This is a genomic window from Streptomyces sp. ST2-7A (assembly GCF_021390475.1).
Lineage (GTDB): Bacteria > Actinomycetota > Actinomycetes > Streptomycetales > Streptomycetaceae > Streptomyces.
In genome coordinates this window covers 62,637-86,442 of record NZ_JAJUWS010000019.1, presented here as the reverse complement: position 1 = coordinate 86,442, position 23,806 = coordinate 62,637, and the positions used below count along the sequence as shown (strand labels likewise).

At 71.4% G+C, this 23,806-nt stretch carries 22 protein-coding genes; all 22 read right to left on the bottom strand.

Annotated features, from left to right (window positions below; all coding sequences use genetic code 11):
• Nucleotide 1 precedes the first annotated feature (1 nt).
• Complete coding sequence (locus LZF96_RS13730) at nt 2-2,107, bottom strand: hypothetical protein (RefSeq protein ID WP_233871007.1); 2,106 nt, start codon at nt 2,105-2,107, stop codon at nt 2-4.
• A complete protein-coding gene (locus LZF96_RS13725) occupies nt 2,107-5,694 on the bottom strand; it encodes a hypothetical protein (RefSeq protein ID WP_233871004.1) in 3,588 nt (1,195 codons plus the stop codon). Before LZF96_RS13725 ends, LZF96_RS13730 begins: the two co-directional genes overlap by 1 nt.
• The gene (locus LZF96_RS13720) at nt 5,691-5,945 is read right to left on the bottom strand and encodes a hypothetical protein (RefSeq protein ID WP_233871002.1); all 255 of its coding nucleotides are present in this window, start codon (nt 5,943-5,945) and stop codon (nt 5,691-5,693) included. The genes LZF96_RS13725 and LZF96_RS13720 overlap by 4 nt, the downstream gene beginning before the upstream one ends.
• Before the next feature lie 80 nt (nt 5,946-6,025).
• Nucleotides 6,026-10,408 (bottom strand): phage tail tape measure protein, encoded by a 4,383-nt coding sequence (locus tag LZF96_RS13715; protein WP_233871105.1) that lies wholly within the window; start codon nt 10,406-10,408, stop codon nt 6,026-6,028.
• Between the two features lie 30 nt (nt 10,409-10,438).
• The gene (locus LZF96_RS13710; protein ID WP_233870999.1) at nt 10,439-10,876 is read right to left on the bottom strand and encodes a hypothetical protein; all 438 of its coding nucleotides are present in this window, start codon (nt 10,874-10,876) and stop codon (nt 10,439-10,441) included.
• A 44-nt stretch (nt 10,877-10,920) separates the two neighbouring features.
• A complete protein-coding gene (locus tag LZF96_RS13705) occupies nt 10,921-11,601 on the bottom strand; it encodes a hypothetical protein (protein WP_233871109.1) in 681 nt (226 codons plus the stop codon).
• A gap of 110 nt (nt 11,602-11,711) precedes the next feature.
• Nucleotides 11,712-12,314 (bottom strand): hypothetical protein, encoded by a 603-nt coding sequence (locus LZF96_RS13700; RefSeq protein WP_233870996.1) that lies wholly within the window; start codon nt 12,312-12,314, stop codon nt 11,712-11,714.
• The gene (locus tag LZF96_RS13695; protein WP_233870993.1) at nt 12,311-12,808 is read right to left on the bottom strand and encodes a hypothetical protein; all 498 of its coding nucleotides are present in this window, start codon (nt 12,806-12,808) and stop codon (nt 12,311-12,313) included. The genes LZF96_RS13700 and LZF96_RS13695 overlap by 4 nt, the downstream gene beginning before the upstream one ends.
• The gene (locus LZF96_RS13690) at nt 12,805-13,023 is read right to left on the bottom strand and encodes a hypothetical protein (RefSeq protein WP_233870990.1); all 219 of its coding nucleotides are present in this window, start codon (nt 13,021-13,023) and stop codon (nt 12,805-12,807) included. Before LZF96_RS13690 ends, LZF96_RS13695 begins: the two co-directional genes overlap by 4 nt.
• Nucleotides 13,023-13,436, bottom strand: coding sequence for a hypothetical protein (locus LZF96_RS13685; protein ID WP_233870987.1), 414 nt, complete (start codon nt 13,434-13,436; stop codon nt 13,023-13,025). Before LZF96_RS13685 ends, LZF96_RS13690 begins: the two co-directional genes overlap by 1 nt.
• Before the next feature lie 106 nt (nt 13,437-13,542).
• Nucleotides 13,543-13,932 (bottom strand): hypothetical protein, encoded by a 390-nt coding sequence (locus tag LZF96_RS13680; protein WP_233870984.1) that lies wholly within the window; start codon nt 13,930-13,932, stop codon nt 13,543-13,545.
• Entirely contained in the window at nt 13,908-14,345 is a 438-nt protein-coding gene (locus LZF96_RS13675) for a hypothetical protein (protein WP_233870982.1), read from the bottom strand. Before LZF96_RS13675 ends, LZF96_RS13680 begins: the two co-directional genes overlap by 25 nt.
• 105 nt (nt 14,346-14,450) lie before the next feature.
• Complete coding sequence (locus LZF96_RS13670; protein WP_233870979.1) at nt 14,451-15,374, bottom strand: phage major capsid protein; 924 nt, start codon at nt 15,372-15,374, stop codon at nt 14,451-14,453.
• Between the two features lie 262 nt (nt 15,375-15,636).
• On the bottom strand, nt 15,637-16,482 hold the full coding sequence (locus tag LZF96_RS13665) for a hypothetical protein (RefSeq protein ID WP_233870977.1): 846 nt from the start codon (nt 16,480-16,482) through the stop codon (nt 15,637-15,639).
• Entirely contained in the window at nt 16,472-18,052 is a 1,581-nt protein-coding gene (locus LZF96_RS13660; protein WP_233870974.1) for a hypothetical protein, read from the bottom strand. Before LZF96_RS13660 ends, LZF96_RS13665 begins: the two co-directional genes overlap by 11 nt.
• Nucleotides 18,049-19,704 (bottom strand): hypothetical protein, encoded by a 1,656-nt coding sequence (locus tag LZF96_RS13655; RefSeq protein ID WP_233870971.1) that lies wholly within the window; start codon nt 19,702-19,704, stop codon nt 18,049-18,051. The genes LZF96_RS13660 and LZF96_RS13655 overlap by 4 nt, the downstream gene beginning before the upstream one ends.
• A 68-nt stretch (nt 19,705-19,772) precedes the next feature.
• Nucleotides 19,773-20,468 (bottom strand): SAP domain-containing protein, encoded by a 696-nt coding sequence (locus LZF96_RS13650; protein WP_233870969.1) that lies wholly within the window; start codon nt 20,466-20,468, stop codon nt 19,773-19,775.
• A complete protein-coding gene (locus tag LZF96_RS13645; RefSeq protein ID WP_233870966.1) occupies nt 20,468-20,779 on the bottom strand; it encodes a hypothetical protein in 312 nt (103 codons plus the stop codon). Before LZF96_RS13645 ends, LZF96_RS13650 begins: the two co-directional genes overlap by 1 nt.
• A complete protein-coding gene (locus LZF96_RS13640) occupies nt 20,767-21,747 on the bottom strand; it encodes a hypothetical protein (protein WP_233870964.1) in 981 nt (326 codons plus the stop codon). The genes LZF96_RS13645 and LZF96_RS13640 overlap by 13 nt, the downstream gene beginning before the upstream one ends.
• Nucleotides 21,744-22,385, bottom strand: a complete 642-nt coding sequence (locus tag LZF96_RS13635; RefSeq protein WP_233870960.1) for a class I SAM-dependent methyltransferase — start codon at nt 22,383-22,385, stop codon at nt 21,744-21,746. The genes LZF96_RS13640 and LZF96_RS13635 overlap by 4 nt, the downstream gene beginning before the upstream one ends.
• Nucleotides 22,382-22,957, bottom strand: coding sequence for a hypothetical protein (locus tag LZF96_RS13630; RefSeq protein WP_233870957.1), 576 nt, complete (start codon nt 22,955-22,957; stop codon nt 22,382-22,384). Before LZF96_RS13630 ends, LZF96_RS13635 begins: the two co-directional genes overlap by 4 nt.
• A 105-nt stretch (nt 22,958-23,062) precedes the next feature.
• Nucleotides 23,063-23,737, bottom strand: a complete 675-nt coding sequence (locus LZF96_RS13625) for a hypothetical protein (RefSeq protein ID WP_233871107.1) — start codon at nt 23,735-23,737, stop codon at nt 23,063-23,065.
• Nucleotides 23,738-23,806 lie beyond the last annotated feature (69 nt).

The following is a 23,806-nucleotide window of genomic DNA, read 5'->3' as shown; positions in this document are numbered from 1 at the left end:
GTCATGCTCCCCTCATCGCCAGCCAGAAGAGGTTGGTGTTCGTCGCGTTGGTGCGGAAGAACCACAGCACGAACCCGTCGGGACCGGGGTTGCGGACCGCGGCCTCCCGGAACGTTGATCCGGGGACGGCGGTCTCCGGGGTGACCTGCACCCGCACCGGCCCCGTCCCCGCCAGCCCCAGCCCCGTGATGGCCACCGATGTCGGGGTGTTCGGCACCGGGCTCACCAAGGCAGTGCCGGTACGCCAGTTCCCGGCCTCGACGGCGCCGGTGACGGTGACGTCTCCGACCACGATGGAGGGGTCGGAACCGGCGGTCAGGGACACCACCCGCCGCGCCCGGTGCCGCATCTGCCCCCCCGCTCTGAGCTCCAGATCCCACGTGTGGCTGGAGAATTTCCCGTCCAAGGCGAGTTCGTCGCGCCGTACCCGGACCACATCGTCATGCGAGTGGATCGGCATCGGGGCCGTGGTGTACTCGATCGCCTCGTACACCTGAGTCGCTTCTTGCGCGAGGTTTGCGACCCGCTCGATCAGCGCGGACTCGCTCGTGGCGTCCTCCTGGTCGCGGAAGTCGGTGATGACCCGACCCCGGCGCACCGTGGACGTGGGGGAAGCGGGGTCGGAGTTGGTGTACGTCACCGTGATGGCCGGCTCGTCCGGCTCGCTGCGGGTCAGGACCCACCGGTTGGGGATGGCGTGCAGGTCCCGCTCCTGCGTCGCCTCCTCCTCCATCACGGACACCTCGTCATCCAGGTACTCGTATTCGGATGGCCGCTCGCCGGGCGGCACGTACGGGGTGGCGACCGCCGCACCGTACTCGTCGATCGACAGGGAGCGGTAGGCGATGGCGTCCAGCAGTTCGTTGACGATCGCCAGATGGCTGGTGCCCGGCTCCCATTCGCGGACGGTCGTCAGCCGTTCCTCGGAAGGGGTGATGCGGTGGGAGGACACCCCGGCAAGCTGAAGCACCCGCCGCACGGTGAGGGTCACCAGGCGCACGGGATTACCGTCCCACTCGAAACTCCCGTACCGAATCTGCGGGTTGCTGTTGGTGTTCCCCGTGAAGCTGGAGGCGGTCAGGCCCATCCAGCCCTGCGTGAGGGGGTCAGCGGACTCCACCGTCCGCTCGATCCCCCACTCCTCCGGCTCCGGCGTCCCCACCGGCCAAATTTTCCCAGTGATGGTCTGCCCGATGATCCGCGCCCGCACATTGATCATCGTGCCGGGGGTGTAGGACAGGCCCGTAGCCTCCGTCGCCCCCACCTGCGTCACCCGATCCGCCACCGACAGACTGAGAGTGCCGGTGATATTGAAGTGCACCCGGAGCCGGTAGTAGTCCGTCATCGACCGGTACCGCAGCAGGATCGCCGGAAGGAAAGCGGCGCCCGCAGCAGTCTGCGAGACCGTCACCGTGGCCCGCACGTCCGCATCCGCGGACCGGCGCCAGGGGATGTGGAAACGGACCGTCTGGGGGTTGGCCAGAAGAGTGGCGTAGGCGTAGCCGCCACCCGCGGTGGTCACGCCCCACTCCGTGGCGCTCGCCACGCCGCCGCCGCTGACCGTCCACCCGATGCCCTGCGGCGTGCCACCCCACGTGCCGGTGATCGTGCGCAGAAAGCTGTCCCGCACTAGAAGCAGCTCCGGGGACTCGGTGGACAGCCGCGCCGCGATGAGGTCCTCTTCGAGGATCTGGAGTTTGTCGTAGCCCTCGACGCGGCGCCAGACGGTGCCGGTGTCATCGACTTCCCTGGTGGGTGTGACGAGGTTGAAGACCCCGAGCGGCCACTCGACGAAGTCGTCCTGGCCGTAGGGGGGGAGGTGGAGGCGTGCCCACGGCTGGATACGGTCCGACAGCCAGTCGATGAGGCCGCCGCCGGCCCGCATCGTGAAGGTCGCGGTTCTCTTGATGACGGCGAGGTTGTTCAGCGACACCGTGCCGTCCTCGACTTCCTCGAGGTCGCGCAACTTCTGGTCGTTGCGGTCCAGCAGTTCGTACCGGAAACTCATGCGGTTGGTGCCACCCACGGCGCGCAGGGCCCGCAGCACCTCGGCCCGCGAAGCGCCGCGCGGGTTGTGCGGACCAACCGCGGGGACGAGGGGCTGCATCAGCCCTCACCCCCCGGCAGATCGGAGTCCACTCGCGTCGCAACAAATGCGACCTGGTCCCCCCACACTTCATCCGACACCCCGAACCCCGACAGTGTCGAGATCCACACCCGGGAGCGGTTGTCCCGCACCACCACCGGCAGCCGCAGCCCGTGCCAGCCGCGTAGCGACCGCGTGGTCTCTTCCCGGCCCGGGCCCTCCGGCACATCGATGGTGATCTGCCACTCCTCGGTGACGTGCTCACCGAAATGCGTGACCGGCCTCCGGCGCCCGGCGTAGTGCCGCTGCTCCTGCCCCACCTGCACGGAATCCGAGCGCTGCGCCCGGCCGTACAGGTACTGGCGGATCGTGCCCTCCGGGCTGCGGGCATCGTGGATCCACACCCCGAGGAACGCCACGCTCGCGTCTGCGGGGGCGCTGTCCGCGGTGGCGCCGGGGGCGATGGCCCGGGCCAGATACCGGTACCGGCGCCCCGATGCGGCGAGGTAGTCCCGGTGCGAGGAGTCCGCCCCGATCCGGGCGATCTCCTCGTACCGGTCGCCCGGCACCTCCTCATCCGGCCGGTCGATGGGGGCGCGGAGGATCGCGACCTCGCCGGGCCGGGGAACATCCGTGGCGGTGCGCAGCACCAGAGCATCCACGTGGAGGGTGGTGGTGCCGGGGGAGATGAGGGTGGGCCCGTATCCGGCGCGCACCGCGCCCGGTGGCGCGGAGAACGTCGCTTCGTGCAGTTCCCATGTGGTGTCGGCGGTGACGTCGGCCGTCGAGGTGGAGAGGAGGGTGGCGGTGTCGTCGTACCAGTCGACCGCCAGCCGCACGCTCCCGGCCGCCGACCGCAGTAGGCGCATGGAGAGGGTGTAGCGGTGGTTGCCCGTCACCTCCGCACGCAGGCCCTCCTCCGGCCGCACACCCACCGTGGCGGGGGAGCCGGAGGGGGTGAGGAGGCCGCTGTAGTCCCCCACCCACGCCTCGGTGCCGTCCGCCACGAACGTCCCGGCCCCGCCGGGCACGACTTCCCATCCGGTGGTCGTGCCATCGGCGAACGTGCCATCCGGCCCCGCGACGATCTCGCCGGGGGTGGGGTTGGCGATCTCCAGGCGGATGTGCGCCTCACCGGGCACGGGGACGGCGGTGATGACCGGCTCCATGGGTGAGGTGTAGTCCGGGGTGACCAGCCGCGTGCCGGTGGAGGAAGGGACGCCGCTCGCCCGCGCGGTCGCCTCGATCCGGTACTCGGTCTCTGAGGCGAGGCCGGTGACCAGGTGGGTGGTCGCGGTGCCGGGAACCCACCCGGTATCCGAATGCACGACCTCATCCGCTGTGCGGACGGCGCGGACCCGGTAGTGGTCCTGGGTGGCGCCGGACACCTCCCACTGCACCACCACATCCCCCGTCGCCAACGGGTCGTTGTCCGTGGCGGGGAACACGATGGTCGTGTTGCCCGAAGCGCTGGTGGCGAAGAACCCGTTCTCCGACCACGGCCCGTCGACGTCCAGGGCGTCCCAGGTGCGGACCCGCCACCGGTACGACGCGTCGTTGGGCAGCGTCCCTCCGGCCAGGACGTGTTCCCCGACGGCGCCGGCGGTCTTGCCGGTGTCGTGGGTCAGGGTGTCGCTCTCGTCGTCCCACACCTCCACCTGATACGCGGACTGGCTGTCGCCGGGGTTGGGGTCGCGGAACTCCCACCGCAACGTCACCGCATTGGTGGCGTCGAAGTTCGCCACCGGCTCGAGGAGCGGCTGCTCGGGGGGGAGATTCAGCCAATCGTCCGCGTGAATGAGGGTGTGGGACGCCCCGGACTGGAGGCCGATGCCGAGCCGCACCTGCTGACCCACCAGCGGCCCGCGGTGCACCCGGATCGAGCGCAGCGTGTACCCGGCCCACGGGCCCGACAGGTCCTCCACCTCCACCTCGTCCCGTCCGGCCTGACCGGTCGCGAGGTTCACGTGGGTGCGCATGATGCGCAGCGGCGCGGACGCGTGGGTGTAGTAGATCCACACGCGGTTGGCCGCCGGGTCGTGCACCGCGTCCCACGCCGGGGAGGTCGCCAGCGTCCCGGCCGCAGGCATCGAGACGATGCCCTCCGCGGCGAGTCTCACGTCGGCCAGCACGACGAACTCGCCGGAAGTGCCGGTGTTCTGCCGGTGCTTCACCGTCAACCCGGCCGAGGTGGTGGAGGAGGCGTTGACGGTGACGAACTGGCTGTCGGAGACCGGCAGCACCCGGCTCTTGGCGTCGGCGTCCTTCACGCTGTACCCGGAGACGGAGTCGGTGGTCCGCGCCATCGAGGAGAATCCGTCGCCGGCCGCGTTGAGGACGTAGCGGGCGAGGGACTGACGGGCGTTGGTGCCGAGCACCTGGTGCTGCGCAGTGGACATCACCCACCCCCGCGCAGAACCCGGCCCCGCCGCCACCACCTCAAGAAGCGTCCCGGTCTCGTTCGCGTAGTTGTTGAAGCCGTCCGGCGCAGACCCGGCCACCAGGCGGCCCTCCGCGTCGCCGGAGCCGCGCAGCAGCGCCCCGGCACCGGTCAGCAGGTGGTCACAGGACAGGAAGGCATAGGGCATCTGCGTGCCGATGTTGGGGCCGGGCCGGTGCGCGGCGACCACCACCAGCGTCCCGGCTCCTCCGCCCTGCGGATGCCATGCCGCGGACACCTGATTGACCGGCGCGTCGTACACCGGCAGCACCGCCGTCCGCTGCACCCCCAGCGACCACGAGTGCCCCGGGCCCTTGATCAGGGCGCGGGCGTTGATGCGGTGGTTTCCGTTCGCTTGGTGCAGCACATACAGGTTGTCGTCCGCGTCGCGCGCGAGGGTGTGGCTCTGCGCACCACGCCGGTCCGCCGTGGCGTTGATGGCGGCCACCATCGTGGCGCCCCCGCCGGTGTCGGCGTGCCACACCCTGTACTGCCCCATCTCCGGCCCCGGGTTGAGCTGCTCCAGATACACGTGCGTGCCGTCCGAGAGCTGCACCTGGGCGGCGAGGGTGAGGTCCATGACGTGCCGGGTCGTGGCAGTGACCAGCAGTGCCACCCGCTGCCCCGCCGCGTTGCCGGTGATGGACTGCCGCAGGTTGTTCCACTCCGTGCCCGACGGTGCCTGCTGGGCGCGATTGCGGCTGGAGCACACCACGTACCGGCGCGTCGCCGTCGACTCCACCTCCCCGAGGTCCAGGCCGGCGCGCACCACCAGGGACCCGGCCTGCTGCGCCCCGGCGACCCGGCCGCGCAGCGACAGCGCGGCGAGCTGCGCCGGCGTCCGCCAGTTCGCGGTCGTGAGGGTGGTGCCCCAGTTGTACTCCCGCAGCTCCAGATCCCGCGCCACCGAAGTGCCGGCGACCGCGTTGTTCGTCATCCGCACGTACGCCGCGACCGGCGTCGCCGTGGTGCTGGCCACCCAGTCCACCCGTACGAAGGACTGCCAGACGTAGCGGACGCCCGAGCCGAGTGACTGCCCGACGAACATCAACGGCAGGCCCGCGCCGGGCGCCAGGAGGTTCGCCCCGGACAGCGCGGTGGCGTAGGTGGTGTGGGAGGACTCCAGGTAGCCGTCCGAGGAGTGCCCCAGGACGAGGGTGGTGGTCACCGTGCGGACTCCGTCTCTCCGGCCATGGCCAGCGCCGCAGCGGTCAGCGGGTCATCGCCCGTGGGGTCGATCACCCGGAACGCCGGCTCGCCCACGGCCGGGCCGGCCCACACCAGCAACGCCCCGTCCCCGGCCTCACGGACGGCGCCGATGGTGCCGGTACGGCCCGCCCGGTCGGTGCAGGACAGGCGCCCGGACATGTCCCGGTCCGGGTGGTCCTCCCACTGCCGCGCAGCGCGCTGCGCAGCCACACGGGCTTCCTCCCCGGTGCCTCCCGGCCGGTCGGCCCGACCCGCCTGGTCGGCCTGGCTGTCCGGGTGGTGGTGTCTGGTCACGGCATCCCCTCTCGCCTGCGCGCGCCGTGGCTGCGCGCGACCTGCGGCAGCTTCTCGAACAACGCGACCACGTCCTGCATGTCCTTCAGGTCCCGGGCCGGGACGGTCACGTGGATCGGCCCGGTGAACGTCACCCCGCCGCCGGTGCCGCCGCTGCCGCCGCGGGTGGCTTGCGCCCAGGCATCCAGGCGCGCGGCGGTGAGCACCATCTCCGCAGCCCCGCTCCGGTTGATGCCGGCGTGCCCGTCGAGGAGGATCCCGCCGGTGTCGTGCGTCCCCGGAGGTGAGGAGAACAGCTCCCTGCGGGCCCGCATGGCGGCGTCCAGCGCGCTGGTGGCGGTTTCCTTGCGGTCCTGCCACACGATGCGCCGCAGGTCCTCCAGGCCCCCGGCGCGGCGTACGTCTTCGGCGTCGACCACGCCGCCGGCGGCGAAGCCGGTGGGGCGGCGGATGGAGGAGGCCGAGTTGACGTAGCCGGTCGTCTTGACGACGCGGTTGTTGCGTTCGTTGCCGCCGACCGTCTCCCTGCTGGCGGGGTCGGTGACGATGTTGATGTGCCCGGTGTCCCCGCGGTAGAGGGCGAGGTCGCCGGGTTTCGAGTTCGCGAGGGAGGTCTTCCCGAGACCGGTGTAGGAGCGCACCGCAGGGGTGTTCGCGACCTTCGACAGCGCCGCGCGGGCGCCGGCCTTCTTGAAGATGTAGTCGACGAACATCCCGCACCATTCGTCGGTCCACATCCCCGGCGCCCGCGTGAACTTGTTCGGCCGCCCGTGGTACCCCACTTCTTTGCGGGCGATGTCCGCGACCTTCCGACCCGAGCCGCCCTCCAACTCCCCGGCTTTCGGGGCCAACCAGCCCTTGATCCGGCCCACCAGGAATTCCACCAGGCGCGTCGGGAGCCCCCGGAAGCCCTCCCTGCCGAAGAGTTCCTTCAGGCCGGTGATGATGGGACCGGTGACCGCATCCAAAGCCTTGACGAAGCCCTCGGAGAAGAAGCCCTTGCCCTTGTCGATGAACCCTCCGACGGCGCCACCAATCTTGGAGATGATGCCGCCGCGCTCGTACCCCCGCAGCTCCCCCGCCCGCGAACCGGCGGCGTTGGCGGCGTGGATGAACCCGGGCCCTCCGAGGGCCTGGACGGCTTCGGGGACCAGGACGCCCTCACCGGAGCGCACCATCGCCAGCGTGTCATCCGTCCGGGAGTAGCCCGGCAGGTGCGCGCCGCGCCGCAGGTCCACCACGCCACCGGCCGCGAACCCCGAGATCCGCTCCAGATTCCCCAGGCCGATTTTCCCCGCGATGGCGTTCCAGAACTTCCGGATGCCGTCGTTGTAGACCGTGTTGATCACAAAGCTGACGGGGGCTTTCGCGACCTCCTCCAGCTTTTCCCAGGCAGTCTTGATGCCGTCCTTCGCCCGGGTGAAAGCGGAAATCGCCTTGTCCCGCATGGTTTCCAGCGCGCCGGTGACCTTGTCGCGGAGGTCCCGTACCCGGGTGATGACCCAATCCCGCGCGTCCCCCGCGATGGTCCGCAGCCGGTCCCGCCAGCTCGTCATGGTCTCGATCGCCCGGTCCCGCAGCCCGCGCACCGCGTCCATGGCCCGGTCGCGCATGACGCGCACCCGGTCGATGACCCAGTCCCGCATCATCGCCACCAACTCCACCCCGCGGTCCCGCATCCGCCGTAGCCACGCGATGACGGCGTTCACCAGATCAGGGATCAGGCTGTTGCCGACGAGCCAGTTGTAGAGGCGTTTGAAAATCCCCGTCACGAAATTCCAGATGTTCGTGAAAATGCCGGAGATGATCTGCCAGGCGCCCTTGAGGATGGATGTGATCTGCTTCCAGGTGCCGGCGAAAATGTTTTTGATGCCGTCCCAGACCCGGCCCCAGTCCCCGGAGATCACGCCGGTGACGATCTGAATGGCGCCCTTGATCATCTGGAGGGCGCCGGTGACGACGCCGGAAATGATGGTCCAGGCGCCCTTCACCACCACCATCAGGTTTTTGAGCATGTAGGAGATCGTGGCGAGCGCCTGGCCCCAGGCGGCGCCCACGGTCTCCAGGATCCGCTCCCCGTGCTCGGCCCAGATCTCCCGGACCTGCCGCATGATCTCCCGCACGTTGTCCCGCAGATTCCGCAGGCTGTCCTTGACGCCTCCCAGGACGCGCCGCACCACATCCCCGGCGGACTCCCCGTCCTTCGCCAGCCCCCCGAACAGCTCGCCCAGGGCGGCGACGGCGGCGCGGGCGGCCTCCTTCAGCAGCTTCCAGCCCTCGCCCATGGCCGGCCACACCGAGGTCTCGAAGAAGTCGACCATCTCCCGCGCCAGTTCTTTGACGGGCGGCCAGAGGTCCTTGAGCGCGGGGGCGAGGGTGCCCTCGAAGAAGTCCGACAGGCGCTTGGCGTCTTTCTCCACCCGGGGCCACACCGCCCGCAGCGCGGGTGCGACGCGGTCGCGGAAGAAGTCGGCCAGGCGGGCAGCGGCGGCCTGCACGTAGGGGATGGCCTTCTGGACCAGCGGCCACACTTTCTCCGCGAAGCGGCGGGCCATCTCGACGGCCTTGCCGCTGATGCGGTCCCAGACCTTCCGCAGCACCGGCGCCACCCGCCCCTGGAAGAAGTCCACGACCCGCCCGGCGGCTTCCTGCACCCGCTCCCACACCCCGGTGACCACGGTCCTGAACCGCTCGGAGCGCTTCCAGGCCAGGACGAGGACGGTGGCGATACCGGCGATGGCCCCGGCGACCAGGCCGATCGGGGAGAGGAGGAACGCGAACGCCGCGGACAGGACCGCGAGAGTGACCTTGAGCGCCAGGGCGCCGGCGATGACGGCGGCGAACGCCGCGGCGAACGGCAGCAGCACACCCATCACCACCTTGATGACGCCCTGGTGACGGGTGAGTATGTCGGTCGCGCCGCGCAGGACCCCGACGAACTTCGCCATCAGCGTGGTGGCGAAGGACAGGATGCCCATGTCGCCGATGGCAATCGCGAGCCCTTGCGCGGCCGAGGACGCGGAGGTGAGCTGGCCCTTGAAGTTGTCCATCCGGACGGCGGCCATGCGCTCCGCTGCGCCGGCGGTGTCGTGTGTGGCCTCCTTGATCTCGGCCAGCCGCTCGTGCGTGAGGCCAAGGGTCTGGGCGAATTTCGGGCCGTGCTCCTTTCCGAAAGCCTCGGTCATGTCGTTGAATTCCATGCCGGCGTCTTTCGCGTCCGCCACGATATCCGTGTAGTTGCGGACGTTGCCGTTGGAATCCTTGACCTGCACCCCGAATTTCGTGAACACCTCGGAGGCTTTGGAGCCGGTGTCCATCAGGTCACCGAGAATGCTGTTGAGTGAGGTGGCCGAGACCTCGGACGCGATGCCGACGTCTCCCATGGAGCCGAGGGCCTCGGTCATGTCCTCGATCGACCAGCCGGCCGACTTGGCGGCGCCGGCGATACGGGCCGCGGAGTCACCCAGGCCCAACACGTTGGTGTTGGTGGAGGCGGCGGTCTTGGCGAGGGCGTCCACCACGCGCCCGGTCTCCGCCACGTCCATGCCGAGCGCGGACATGATGTTGGAGGTGTAGTTCGCTGCGGAGGCGAGGTCGATCCCACCCGCAGCCGCCAATTGCAGGACATCGGGGAGGCCGGTCAAAATCTGTTCGGTATTCCAGCCGGCCATGCCGAGGAATTCCATACCCGCCGCAGCCTCAGCCGCAGAGAATTGAGTCGTCCGACCCATCTCTTTGGCGAGGTCGGTGAGCTTATCGAAATCCTTGCCCGTCGCCCCCGTCACCGCCTGCACGGCGGACATGGCGAACTCGAAATCCCCCGACAGCGACAGCACGCTGCCGCCGACCAGACCGGCCGCGGCGAGGAACCCCCCGAGCGCCGGCTGCATCGCCGCCGACAGCCCCCCCATCCCCCCGGCCGCACCCGCCGCGAAGCCCTGCCCGGACGCGGCACCAGCCGACACGAACCGCCCCGAGGCATCCCGGCGGGCGCCGGTCGCGGTCTCCTCCACCGCCCGCTCCACACCGGGCCGGGAGTGGGAGGAGAAGCCGCGGGCGTAGGAGGACCCGGCGGCCTGCCCGCTGCTGCCCCACTGCGGCTGCTGCCGCTGCACCGAGGTGAGGTGCTGGGTGGTGGCCCGCTGCACGCCCTCCCCGGAGGTCCGCGCCCACCCCCCGGCGTACGCCTGCCCGGCGTCCCGGCCGACGCGGGCGGCGGCCTGCTGCGCGCCCTGCGTGGAGGTCCGCGCCCACCCCCCCGCGTAGGCCCGTCCGGCGTCCCGGCCGACGTGTTCGGCGGTGCGGCGGATCTGCTCGCGGCGCGGCTGACCCACCACTTCCACATACGCGGAGGCGATGCGGAAGCCGCGGCCGGTCATCGTGCTCACGGGCCCTCCAGGGGAACGGGGTCAGGCGGTGCGGGTGGTGCGGGCAGAGCGGGGGGTGCGTTTGCGGGGGCGCTTGCGGTAGACACCGATGGCCGGGGGGGTGCCGTAGGAGTCGCCGGCGAAACCGGGGTGGGCGATCGCTACTTCGGCGGGCACGACCTCACCCCCGCCTGCGGGTGTGGGTGTGGGGGGTGCGGCGGTGCCGGGGCCCGGGCCGCCATACCGGGCCGGCGCGCTCTCCACCCGCCCGCCCGCCTCGGTGCCCCGCTGCTCGGAGTTGGCCTTGCTGTCCGCCCTGTACTGGGCCAGGCCACGGACCGCCGTCCCCTCGGTGAACGGCAGCAGCTCGCAGAGCGTGAAGAACCGCTCGCCGGACATCCCCGGCGGGAAGCGCCCCTCCGCGATCCCATCGCCCCAGTCGGGCGGCCAGTTGTAGAAGCGCCGGAAGTCCGCGTCCACCGCGCCCAAGTCCTCGTGGACCCATGCGAGTTGGTGGGCGCGGTTCAGGAGTTTCCCAGCAGGTGCTTGGCCGCCGCCCCGACCTTGACCTCGATGATCCGCATCACCCTGCGGAAGTTTTCGGAGTCCATGCCCACGGCCGACTCCAGGGCCTGCATGGCCTCCTCACCGAGGAGGCCCAGGAGCGTGCCGTAGATCGCGGCGTAGTCGCCGGAGCGGTACATGTCGCCCATCATCCGGAAGGCGACCGCGGCGGGGATCTTCCTGGGGATGGTGACCTCACGGTCGGTCGTGAGGACGTTGCCGTCCTCGTCGCGCAGCAGCTCCCCGTCCGCGGCGTACCGGGGCTCTTCCAGGACGAAGAGCAGCTCGCGCTCCTGGCTCTCCTCGGTGGGGACCGCGGAGATCCGGATGGGGCCGGCGGGCACCCCGAGCTTCTTCTTCTCCGGCCCGGGCGCGGGGGCGGGTGTGGGGCGGGGGGCGGACATGGTCGGGGGGTTCGCCGGGGCGGCGAGCGCCGCCGGGACGCCGGTCTGCTGGCGGGTGGCGGCGAGCTGCTCCTCCAGGCGGCGGACGTACTCCGGGTCGATCCCCGCAGGCGCAGTGGCGGGCCCGGCCGCGGGGGTGCCGGGGTACGGGGCGGGCGTGGGGGGGGCCTCGTCGCCCGGCCCGGCAGCAGCGGCCGGCGCGGTGGCGTGGGCGGTGGGGTCGGCGGTGGTGGTCACGATGACGGTCTCCGATCAGGCGGCACGAGGAAGAAGAGGAGGAGAGAGGAGAGAGGAAGGGGTGTCGGCCGGGACCTCCGGCCGGCCGACACCCCGGCTTCTCCTGGGGGTCAGGACTCGGGGGCGACCTCGTCCACCCACTCCACCGGGCTGGTCACGGAATCCACGTACAAGGCGTTGAAAGTGACGGGGATGAGGTGGAGGCCGTCCTTCTGCCACGCCGACTCGACGTTCTCGATTGAGGTGACGCGGTGGAGGATCGCCCAGCGCCCGAGGTTGCCGCCCGGCGCCCAGCCGCCGACGACGATGGTCAGCTCGTCGGGGAGCATCGCGTCCTGGCCCGGCTTGAGCGTCAGCCGCTTGTAGCCCGTCCCCTCGGTGATGAACTCATCGGGGTCGTGGTTCAGGGCGATGGCGAGGTTCCGAAGCGTGGCCTGGGCGAGGCTGGTGGACACCTGGATGTCCCGCTCGGTGACGCGCTGCCCCACCGCGTCCGGCACCTGGTCGACCCTCATGGCGAACATGCTCTGGTTGACGGTCTGGGAGAGGCCGCCGTCGGTGGCCCCGGCGTCGGTCCATCCGTCGGCGGGCAGCAGGGGACTGCCGACGTCCTCGGGCTCGGGAAGGGTGGCGACGCCGAAGCGGCCGTACCAGAGCTGGCCGGGGCCGGCGAGGATCTCGGTGCGGGAGACGGTGGCCTTGGGTCCGCTCATGACTCGGGTTCTCCGATCAGGTTGGGGGTGTCGACCTGCGCCCAGTGCAGGGCGAGGTCCAGGCGGTGCACGGCGTAGTCCGAGGGGTCCTCGGTGTCGCGGCGCGGGGTGGTCTGGGGCCAGGCGCCGGTGATGCGGACCCGGGGGCCGCCGGTGCGCACGGGCAGCAGCTCGTTGAGTGCCCAGTCCTGGAGGGAGGCTTCGATGACGAGTTGGGCGAGGCGCCCGCTGCGGGCCCAGTTCGGGGTGAGGCGGTCGGGGTTGGCGCCGTAGCAGGCGAGTTGGAGCACGGATTCGTGCCAGGGCACGTGCGGGTTCTGGGGCCCGGCGACGTCGGCTTCGACGACGACGAACCCGGTGTCGGCCCAGGACTCGGTGTCGCGGGGCAGGCGGGTTGCGGCGTGGCCGTGGCCGATGGCCGGGATGGTCTTGAGCCAGGCGACGGCGGCGAGTTCCGCGGTGGGGATCTCCACCACGGTGGCGGGGGTGGTCATTCCTCGTCCTCCGGTTCCTCGCCGACCGCTGGGGTGGGGGCGCGTTCGGTGTCGGAGCCCAGGGCGAATCCGAAGGGCCGTTCCGGGGGCGGCGGGGGGCCGGTCGCGGCCAGGAGGCGGCGGGCGGTCTTCTCCGCGCGGCGCAGCGCCTTGAGGGAGTTGCCCTTGATGCGGAGGTCGACCTGGCGGTCTCCGGCGGTGACGGTCAGCCTCACTACTCCGCACCCCCGATGCCGAAGGTGGTGCGGGGCGCTGCGCGGCGGGTGTAGAGGGCCGGCCGCAGGTGGGGCCGTGGACGGACGCCGGGGTGGCGGACGCGGCGCACGGGATGGTCGGCGCCGGGCCACCACAGCGCGCGCTTGGTGCGGGGGACGATCGTGTACGGCCGGGAGCCGAGTTCGACAGCGGCGCCGTAGTCGAGGTGGGAGCCGATACGCCGCACCAGCAGCCGGGGCTTCTCCACCACGTAGGAGTCGGCGAGGGCGCCGGTGCGGCGGGGTGCGCGGGCGCCGGCGTCTTCGGCGATGTCGGCGGCCAGAGGGCCGACGGCGCGCACGTCGGCGGCCAGGTCGACGCGGCGTTCCCAGCCGGGGGCCATGACGACGCGGACACGTGCCGGTGCTGCCATGCCTCCTCCGTTCCTTGGCGGTAGCGGATGGTGCAGTGCGGTGGGGCCGGTGAGGGGCGGTTGGGGTGTTGGCCACCCGGTGCCGCAGCAAGGCCCCGCGGGGGGGTCAGGGTGGGGCGGGGGGTTCGGGCAGTGGGGTGGGGCGGTCGGTGCGGCGGGTGGTGCAGATCAGGTCACCGGCGTGCCCGAAGGAGAGGTGTTCGCGGGTCTCGAAGATCGGGTGGACCTTGCCGGTGGTTTCGTCTCTCAGGCGGTCCCCGACGCGGGCGAGGGTGCCGTGGGGCAGGCGCCACACGGTCTCGGGGATCTGGCGCCAGGTGCCGGTGCGCGGGTCGCGGATGCTGCGGGAGCGTTCGGCGCGGGCGGCCGGGACGGGTTCAGCGGCGGGCTGCTCGGGGACTTCGCCGGTGTAGTCGTCCGGCTCACCGACCGCGTGGAGGACGGTGACGCGGGTGTTGGCGACGGCGAGCATCACGGCCTGCCCATGGGGCGCCACGGCGCGATGCCGCGCAGGGTGGAGTCGTGGTCGGGCATCGGGTGGCGGCGTGTGCTGCGGCTGCGCTTCCAGGAGAGGTTCTTCAAGGCGCGGGCGGCCAGCGGGGCGAGGGTGATGGCGTGCCCGGCGCCGGAGCCGTCGCCGGTGCGCTTGTAGGTGACGGAGGCGCCGTCCTGGTCGATCTGCTGTGCGTTGTGCCGGGCGGTGTATCCGGGCTGGTCGGCCAGCCACGCGGCCTGCCACGCGGTCGCCGCCTTGAGGTGGTGCCGGTCGCGGGCCCCGATGCGGTCGGCGTCCAGGTCGTAGACGCGCCCGGCATGGGGCTCGATGCTCGCGCCGGCGACGGCAACGAGGTCGGCGTCGACGGCCTTGCGGGTGATGTGCAGGACGTCCTCGACGGTGGCCCACGTCATGGGCGGTCACCTCCCCGGGAGGGGCAGCAGTAGGAAGAGAGAAGAGGAAGCTGGGGGGCCGGGGCGCAGGGACCGGACGGGTGCTGCGCCCCGGCGGACCCGGGGTCAGGACTGGGCGGGGTCGTACTCCAGGCACGCCCAGGCGTGCTCGTGGCCCAGCGCGAACGCGCGGAAGAGCCTCATTTTCAGCAGCGCCTCGTCGGTGTCGCTGATCTCCGGGGGGATGATCTGCGATTCGATGGAGCCCTGCTGCTCGGTGATGCCGCGGCCGAAACCTCGGCCGGAGATCAGGTAGTCGGTGTTGCCCACGTACAGCAGCGGGTTCCCGACGGGGTTGACGGTGGCGGCAGCGGAGACGCGGCAGCCGGTGGACCAGAAGACGGGGTAGCCCCACAGGGTGTCCGGGGTGCTGTCCCTGCCCTGCACGAAAACGGGGCGGTTCTCGTCGTCCCGCACGTCGCGGAACAGGCGCTTGAAGACCGGGCTCGCGATGACGTGGGTGTTGGCGGCGTCGAAGTAGTCGCTGTCCTCGTAGCGGCCGGCGACGTCGGACAGCGCCTCGTAGGTGGCGTCCCCCAGGACGATGTTGTCGCCTGCGGTGTATGCGGTTTCCGCGTTGGACTGCCCCAGCAGGTAGTACAGGCTCTCGTACGGCACGGTGGTGCCGTTCATCGCCCCGCTGGTGCCGAGGGCGGCGTTGTCGAGGTACTTCGCCGCGGACGTGGCCCAGTTGACCTTCTTCGTCTCGATGACGTTCGGGGCGGCGTCGGTCAGGTCCTCTTCGGCGATCTGGATGGCGCCGGTGATCTTCCGGCGGGTCAGGAGCACCTCGCCGTTGGTGGAGGTGTCCCGCACATACGCGGTGCCCTTGGCCGTGTTCTGCACGCCCACGCCCTCCTCGCGGGGGACGTGCTTGGTCGGGGCGCTCATCATCTCGGGCCGGGCGAGTGCCTCGACGGCCGAGCGCTGCTCGACGCGGGTGATGGGGTTGGAGCCCCACTCCTCGGGGATCCAGTTTTCGAAAGTCATGCGCGGCATGACGGTCCTCGCTTCTGGGACGCAGGTCTGCCGAGTCCCCGTCGCGGGGTGCGCTCGCTGTCGGCTCGGGTCCCCGTCGCGGGGTGCGCCCAGAGCGGCCGTCGGATCGGCGGGCCGGGGTCCCTTCGCGGGGCCGGGTCCGGCGGGCCGATCGTGGCCTGTTATCAGGAGATCATAGCCGGGTGGTGCGGTAAAGGCCGGTGGTCGGGCCAGGGGGCCGGTGCGCGGCGGCCCCCTCGGCCCTCCGGGGGGGCTAGCGGTTGCCCATCAGTGCGCGGGCCTGGCGCTCGCTGGGGGTGAGCTTGCGCTTGCCGGCGGCGGCGGCGCCGGGCTTGTTGGAGGTGTCGGGGCGGCGGGGGGTGCGGCGCCGGGGCCGGACGTCCTCCTCGTCCTGCTCATCCTTGGCCTTGGCGAAGAGGGCGGGGAAGTCGTCGCGGAGGTCCTCGATCTGGTCGCCCCAGTCGGCCCAGCCGTCGTCGTCCAGGTCGACGTCATCGAGGTTGATCAGGCGGGAGCCGGCCAGGCGCTTGGCCTGCTCCTTCGTCAGCCCTTCGGCGGTGAGGGCGACGGACAGCGACAGGCGCTTGGTGCGCTCCTCCTCCCGGTGGGCGCGGTCGTCCGCGCGGTCCGCGTCCTTCTCGCGCCGCTCGGTGTCCTTCTCCCCACTTCGGTCCCGGTCGCGGTCGGTGGTGCGGCGCTCGCGTTCCCGGCGCGCCTTGGCCTCCAGCCGGAGACGCTTGGCCTCCTTGTTGGCCTTGCGCAGCGCGGCGGTCTGCTTCCGCAGCCGGGTCTTCAGCTCCTCGTTGTCGGCGTTCTCCAGGTCGTCGTCGTCCTGGTCGTCATCGGTTGCGTCGTCGTCGTGGCTCTCGCCGTCATCGTCACCAGGGTCGGTGCCGTCCTCGCCGTCGTCGTCGGCGGGGTCGATTCGGGTGCCCTCGTCGTCCTCGTCGTCGCGTCCGTCGCCGCCCAGCACGGGCCACACCGGGCGCCCGGCGACCCACCCGACAGGGGCCAGGGGGACGCCGGTGCGCGGGTGCGCGGCGGCACCGGCCGGAGGCACCGGCGTCTCGGGCACGGGGGTGTGGTGGTCAGTCGTCATGTCCGGTCTCCTCGTTGCGGGGTGCCGGGACACCGTCCGGTGTCCCGGAAGCTGCGTTGGTGAAGTCGTTGATTTCGGTGGGGGTGTAGCCAGCTTCGCGGAGGATCTGCTCCAGGGGCACGCCCATCTCGCGTTTGATCTGCGCGGTCTCCCACCACTCCTTGTCCAGGACCAGCCGCGGGGGGGCCCACTCGATGACGACCTCGTCCACGGTGTGGCCGGCCAGGCGCAGGATGTAGCGCCACATCTCGGTGAGGGTGCCGGTCAGGCGGCGGCGGCGGTCATCGGCGCGGTCGTCCAGCGGCGCATCATCCAGGATCCGCGACAATCCCGAAGGCTGCTGGCCGGTGATCGGGAAGTAGTGCAGGGGGGTTCCGGTCGCAAACGCCATCATGCGGATGTGGAGTTCGACGGGGGCGTTGAAGGTGTCCAGGTCCGCGGCAGCGAACTGCCCGACCTCTTTCGTGCCGGTGTAGACGTCCTCGACGCCCTGGCCCGACCGCATCCGGTATCGGCCCACGCCGGGTTCGCGGTCTCCGGTGGTGGGGGCGTCGTCCCACTGCGGGTCGTCGTTGTCGGAGTTCAGCTCCGCGTCCTCGGCCAGGACGCGGTAGCGGTGGGGGGCGCCGTGGGAGTCCATGACGGTGAGCTGGGTGATCAGCGCCTTGTTGATGGCGTCCTGCGGGCCGTAGGCGTCCTTGTGTTCGGGGCGGCCGTAGGGCGCTTCGTTGCGGAGGTGGAAGACGGGGAGTTCGTTGCCGCCGGCCTCGGGGGTGGGCAGCGAGTACCCCTCCCCCTCCCCCTCTCCTTCCCTGCCGGCGTCGCCGTGGTCGTCGTCGGTGTCGGGGGTGTGTTCACTCCAGGTGCCCAGCGCCTCGCCGGGCTTGTGATCGGCCGAGACGTAGCACTTGACGCCGTCGGGGTAGTACAGGTCGGCCCGCCACACCGTGGTGTCCTTCTCGGTGCCGGTGCCCCGGGTGGTCTCGGCCCAACGACGGAGGTACAAGCGCTTGCGGGTGGGGTGCTGCTCGTCGTACAGCATCCGGCCGCACGTCGGGGAGTTGTAGCTGATCTCGATGCCGGCCTCGACGAGTTCGTCGTCCCCGGCGTCGTCGGGGTCGTCGTCGTGCTCGTAGGGCCAGACCAGGACGTAGGCGTCGCCGTCCGCGAGCATGTCGCGGATGAGGTCGGATTCGAGGTTGTCCATGTCGTTGGCTTTCCGGATCCGCGCGATCGCCTCGGTGGCCTGCGTGTTGCCGGGCACGGAGATGGAGGCGATGCGGATGCGGGAGGCCAGGGCGGTGACGGGGGTGCGGGCCAGGCGGAAGCGGTAGGCGACCGCGGTGCCGCGCAGTTCCTCCTCCAGGCGGGGGTCCTCGAAGAACTCCCCGATGTCGCCCTCGTAATACAGGCGGGCTTCCTCGTAGCCGGGCAGCGCGGCGTCGAGGGCTTCGAGGGCGTCGAGGAGGTCGAGGGGGGTGCCGGCGGGGACGCGGCGGTAGATGGGGCTGGGGTCGCGGGGGTTGCGGCGGCGGTCGAGGATCTGCTGCCACAGGGAGTGTGCGGTCACGTCACGGCGCCCCTTGTGCTGTAGGTGGTGGTGGTTCGGCCGGCCCGGCGGGGGCGGGGAGGTTCGAGGAAGTACAGGAGCGCGGAGACGACGGCGTCGGCGACGTCGTCGTGGGCGGCCTTGGGGTAGGCCGTCATCTGGTCCTCCGCGCGGGGGAGCTGCTCGGTGTGGACGACGCGGCCGGTCTGGTAGAGGTTCAGGGCGCGGGTGAACCGCACGTCCTTGGGGGCGTGCTGGGTGTGGACCAGGAGCTTCACGCCGGGCGGGAGGTTGTGCAGGACGGTGCGCCACAACTCCCCGCCCTGGTTGACCTCGATGCGGACGGCGCGGATGCGGGGGTAGCGGGCCAGGAGCCGCAGCACTTCGGCGCGCAGCCGGTCACCGGCGTATCGGACCTGCTGGGCGTAGAGAACCTCGCACATCCCCAGCCTCGGGTTGATGCGGGGGTGGGCGGCGGCGAGGGCCGCGAGGTGTTCCGGGACGGGCGGGGGCGCCTTCATGTCCCGGTCGGTGGGGGGTGGTGTGGGGGGTTTGTAGGCGACGACGGCCATGCCGGTCCAGTCGGATTTGCCGGTGGTGGTGACGGCGGGGTCGATCTCCAGAATCCAGCGGGTCGCGGACACACCGAGGGTGGCGTGGATGAAGTCGTCGTGCTGCCAGTAGTCGCCCTGCCGGCCGCGCGGATTGTTCATCAGGTTCAACTGGAATGCGGCGGTGTGGGCGATGGACTTGAGGTAGTCCAGGGGCCAGCGCTGCGGCCACAGCGAGCGTTCCCCGCCGTCGTCGGTGGCGACCAGGGCGGGGAAGTACCGCACGACGACGTTCTCTTCGCGCGGCCATGCGGGGAGGTCGGTGGCGCCGGTGTCGGTGATCTGCCGCACGAGGTCGTGGATGATGCTGCCGGGCATGGTGACGGTGCCGGCGATCAGGACCGCGGCGTTCAAGTTCATCGCGAAGACGGTGGTGACCACCGAGTGCAGCCGCTTGTCCTTCTGATAGTCGCTGTAGTTGGAGGCGTCGGGTTCGATGTCGTCGAACAGCAGCAGGTCGGGGCGTTTGTTGCGCCACTTCGTACCGAGGGTGCTGCTGTCGATACCGCGGGCCATGAACGCGATACCGGAGGTGGAGACGTACATGTCCTGCCGGTCCGCGACGGTGGTGCCGGATTCGCGGCGGGCGGGGGTGCACAGGTCGGGGTAGTCCGCGCGCAGCAGCGGATTGTCGTCCAACTCCTGCTTGAAGCTGCTCAGGTGTTGTTCGGCCTGGTGGCCGGAGTCGGCGAACGCCGCGACGTAGGTGCGGTGCCCGTGTGCCAGGGCCCACGCCGGGAGGATGAGGAAACACCACGTGCTCTTCCCCGACTCGCGTGGTGCGATGACCGCTTCGCGGAGTTCCGCAGGTTCGAGGTCGTCGCGTATCCACTGCCGTACCGCTGCGCACAGCTCCAGGTGGAAGTCGGAGAAGGAGACGTGGCCGCCGGTCTCATCGGACGCGAGGTGGTGGCGGAAGTAGATCAGGGCGAAGAGGAGGGGGTCGGTGCGGGTGAGGGTGCGGCGGCCGGCGGGGGCGCGCAGCAGGTCGGGTTCGAAGCGGGTGAGGTAGGTGGCCCAGCCGAACCGTTCGGCGGTGCGGTGGGTGGTGTAGGGGTCCAACTGGTCCTCCCCTCCGGGTGGGATGACGAACGTGGTGGTGTGCCGGGGGCCGCACCCGGCGGGTGAGGTCAGGCGGTGGGCCTGCGCACGGGCAGGGTGTAGGTGTAGATGTGGACCTCCCGGCCGCCGCGCCGCTCGACGCGGGGGTCGCCGTCGGCGGTGACGTGCCCGGCGGGGGTCAGGCCGCGGTCGGCGGCCTTGCGCTGGACCAGGCGGTGGTTCTTGTCGTGCCAGGGCCCGGACACCTGGTCGGGGCGGATCGCGACGATCTCCATGCGGAAGGTGTCGGCGTGCAGGTCGCCGTCGGCCTGGTGGGTGGGTGAGACGGTGGGGCGGACGTAGCCGCCGGGGGTTCGCTCCCGCCCCTCCCGCGTCTGCGGCGCCCCGACCCCGGTCTCGGCCCCGGTCTCGGTGGCGGGGTCGGGGATGTTGACGGGGGGCTCTTCGGCCGGGCCGGGCTCGGTGCCGGGGCCGTCGTCGGGGCTGTCCGGCTCCGGGGCGTCGTCGGGGGCCACCTCGTCCTCCCCCGCGTCGTGCTCGGCCACCACGAACTCCTGCTCCTGGTGCCCGGGTGCGTCGCCGGGGATGGGCGCGCCCGGCCCATCGGCGTCGGCCTGCTGCTCCTGGTGCTCGCGCAGGCGGGCCAGGAGCGCCGGCTTGGTGCCGGTCGCCTCCAGGCCCCGGGCGCGGGCCAGGTCACGCAGCTCCGACAACTTCAGCTGCTCCAGGTTCTCCGGCAGCTCGGGGTGTTCGGCGGTGGTCATCAGGACTCTCCGTTCTCGGGGGCGAGGTCGGCGACGGCAGCGAGGACCTCGTCGAGCTCTTCGGTGGTGAGGGTGGTGTCGGCGCCGGAGTCCGCGGCGAGTTCCGCGGCCCGGGAGGTCATGGCGTCCAGGACGCCCGCGGTGGTGGGGGCACCGGCCTGATCGGTGGCGGCGAGCCAGCCGGCGCGGGTGGTGCGCTGCATGTGGGCCTGGCCCCAGCGGGTGGGGTGTTCGGTGGGGATGACGCGGGCGATGTGCGCTCCGGGGTCGGCGTCGGGGTGGGGGTCGGGGGTGACGATCACGATGGGCATGGGGTGCTCCTGTCCAGGTCGGTGAGGAGGTCGGCGAGGGTCTTGCCGGAGTGGCCGCGCAGCGCGGGGGGCAGCACGCGGCCGATGAACGCCGTGTCTGCGGAAGAGGGGCCGTCCTCGGCTGCGTGCACGATCGTGTCGGGCAGGTCTTCGGGCCGGTCGGCGTGCCGGCCCAGGCGGTCGCGGTAGACGGTGGCCTCCAGGAGGGTGCCGCCGGCGCGTTCCAGGTTGCGGTGGGCGGTGAGCCAGGAGGTGAGGACGACCGGCAGGCCCAGCGCCATCGCCTCATAAATCGTGGAGCCGCCGTCCGCGACCACGACGTGGGCCCGGACGTATTGGGCGAGGGTGGCCTGCCCTCCGGGTGAGTGCCGGGGGTGAGGTGCGAGCACCACCTGGAAGGTGTCGGGGTCCAGGAGGGAGAGCACCTCGTGGCGGTTCCACCAGGAGGTGGCGCGGGCGCCGGGTGCGGCGCGGTTGCCGTGGCGGTAGCGCTCCGATCCCCCGCCGTGGGTGGGCGCGTACAGCACGCGGATGCGGTCGTCGTCGGCCCAGATGCCGGTGTCGTCGACTTCACCGCGGAAGAGCGGGTCCAGCTTGGGGTAGCCGATGATCGCGATGCGCGACGGTGGTGCGCCGGAGGCCATGACCTCGTCCGCGTGGGCGGGGCCGGGGCAGGTGACGACGCTGAACGTCTTGCTGCGGGGCCAGTCGCGGTAGCCCTTGGAGGCGATGCCGTGGGCGTACAGCACGGAGGCGCGGTCCCGGCGTTCGGAGGCGGCGGTGTAGCGGTCGCGGGTGGACAGGTACACGTTGACGGCGCCCTGCTGGGGCTGTCGGCCGATGCTGTAGGTGCCGGGGGTCAGGTGGGCGTGGACGGGTGCGATGAGGCGGTCGGTCTGTCCGCCGGGGATCAGGCCGGTGGCGGGGGGGCGGTACCAGCCGGTGGCGTTGGAGGCGAAGTGGATCACCGCGTCTCCCGGTGGTGGATGGTCAGCAGGCCGCGGCGGTGGGGGCGTCGTGCCCAGGGCAGGGTGTGGGCGTTCTCCCAGTCCCATCCGTGGTCGGCGGGCAGTGCGGCACGGGCACCGGCTTCGACGCCCATGGTGGGGTTGGCGGCGTCGTGGAGGGCGATGGTGGCGCCGGGGGCGAGGTGGGGGAGCCAGGCGGTGAGGTCGGTGTGGACGGCGTCTTCGGTGTGGTCGGCGTCGTGGAACAGCAGGGCGACGGTGGGGCCGTGGGGCCAGGTGCGGGCGGCGTCGACGGCGCGGGCCCGGGTGACGGTGTGCCGGTCGGGGCTGGCGCCGATGGCCCGCATGTGGGCCTCGAAGTGGGGGCGGGCGGTGGTGTAGCGGGGGGAGGAGTCGCTGTAGGGGTCGGTGCGGTCTTCCCAGGGGTCGATGGTGGTCAGGTGCGGGCCGTGGCCTTCCTGTGCGCCGGTCAGGAGCCAGCCGGTGGAGCGGCCCCGGTAGGCGCCCAGTTCCACGATGTGGCGGTTGGCGGGGACGGTGGCGGCCAGGGCGCGCAGGTGTCGGCAGGCGGACAGTTCGACCTGACCGGGGGGGCGTGTTGGTCGGGACCACGCGGTGGCCGCCGCGGTGTCGATCACGGGGTGTCTCCGTTCCGGATGCGCTGCTCGACAGCTTCGGTGTGGGCGCGGGCCTGCTCGAGGAGTTCGGTGATCCGGGCGTCGGCTTCCTCGGAGCCGGGGCCGGTGTTCTCGACCTTGGCCGGGGCGTCGAGGCCGAGGAGGCGGCGCCGGGATTCGCTGATCTTCAGGGCGCGGTCGATGGCGGCGAGGACGGGGGCGTCGTCGATCAGTCGCTCCACGCTGGTTGCGCGGGGGTGGCCCTCTTCGTCGAGGGCGATGTCGCCCCGGTCGTCGCGGACGTAGTCGATGGGGGCGTAGACGATCTCGCCGGAGTGGACGACCCAGTGGGTGCGGTTGAGGACGGAGTGGGTGCGGGCGAGGAGGTCGTCGAGGCGGGCGACTTCGGTGGTGATGAGGGGGCGGCGCTGCTCCTCGGGGATGGAGGCGCGGATCTCGTCGAGGATTTGGGAGACGCGCTGGTGGCTGATGTGGTGGTGGGCGGCGATGCGGGTCTGTGTCCAGCCGGCGAGGTAGCGGTTCCAGATGTCGGTGTTGCGGGCGTCGAGACGTTCACCGTCGGTTTGCGGCATGTGGTCGCCTCCTCACCGTGTGCGCTGTGGCCTGCAAGGTTTTGCTACAACCTTCGCTGGAAGCATAGGCATATTCAATGGAGTCCATAGTCTGTAGCTATGTATTCATCGTTGGGCGCGGACGGGCACGGTGCGGCACCGGCAGTTCGGGTGCGCCGGCGGCAGGCCGCCGAACCACTCCCACAGGCCCTGCTCCGCGGCGTACTCCTCGGCCGCGGCGACCACCGTCCCGGCTCGCCCCAGGCACGTGGGGCAGGGCGCGGCGCTGCCGGTGCGCCAGATCAGTTCCATGCGGCGCGGTTCGGCGTAGGCGCGGAAGGCGTGGTTGACGGCGGCGGCGAGCTTGGTAAGGGCGTCGCGGAGCAGGCGGCGGAAGGTCTGGCCGAGGGTGGTGAGGCGGTCGGCGTCGAGGGCGTTCAGGCGGGTGGCGGCGTCGCGCAGGATGTGGTCGATGCCTTCGCGGACGGCGAGGGTTTCGATGACCGCGTCGGGGGTGAGGTCGTCGGGGGTTGCCGGGGGGCGGGTGCCGGGGCGGTCGGGGGCGATGCGTGGCGCGGCGGTGGTGGCGGCGTCCCAGGCGTCGCGCAGTGCTCCGGTGACCAGGGTGGCGAGGGCGGCGGTGGCGGCGAGGAGGGCTGCGGCGGTCACGCCGGCGGTGATGGCGTCGGTAAGGGTGTCGTCGATGGCGGCTTCGAGGTCGGCTTCGAGGTCGGCGAGTTCGATGTCGAGCTGGTCCAGGGCGGTGTCGGGGTCGGCTTGGGGTGGGGTGGGTGTCGTCATGGCGTGGCATCCTGATCGTGATCATGATGGATCGTCTGAATTCCTACTATGTCTCTCCTTGACAGGTCG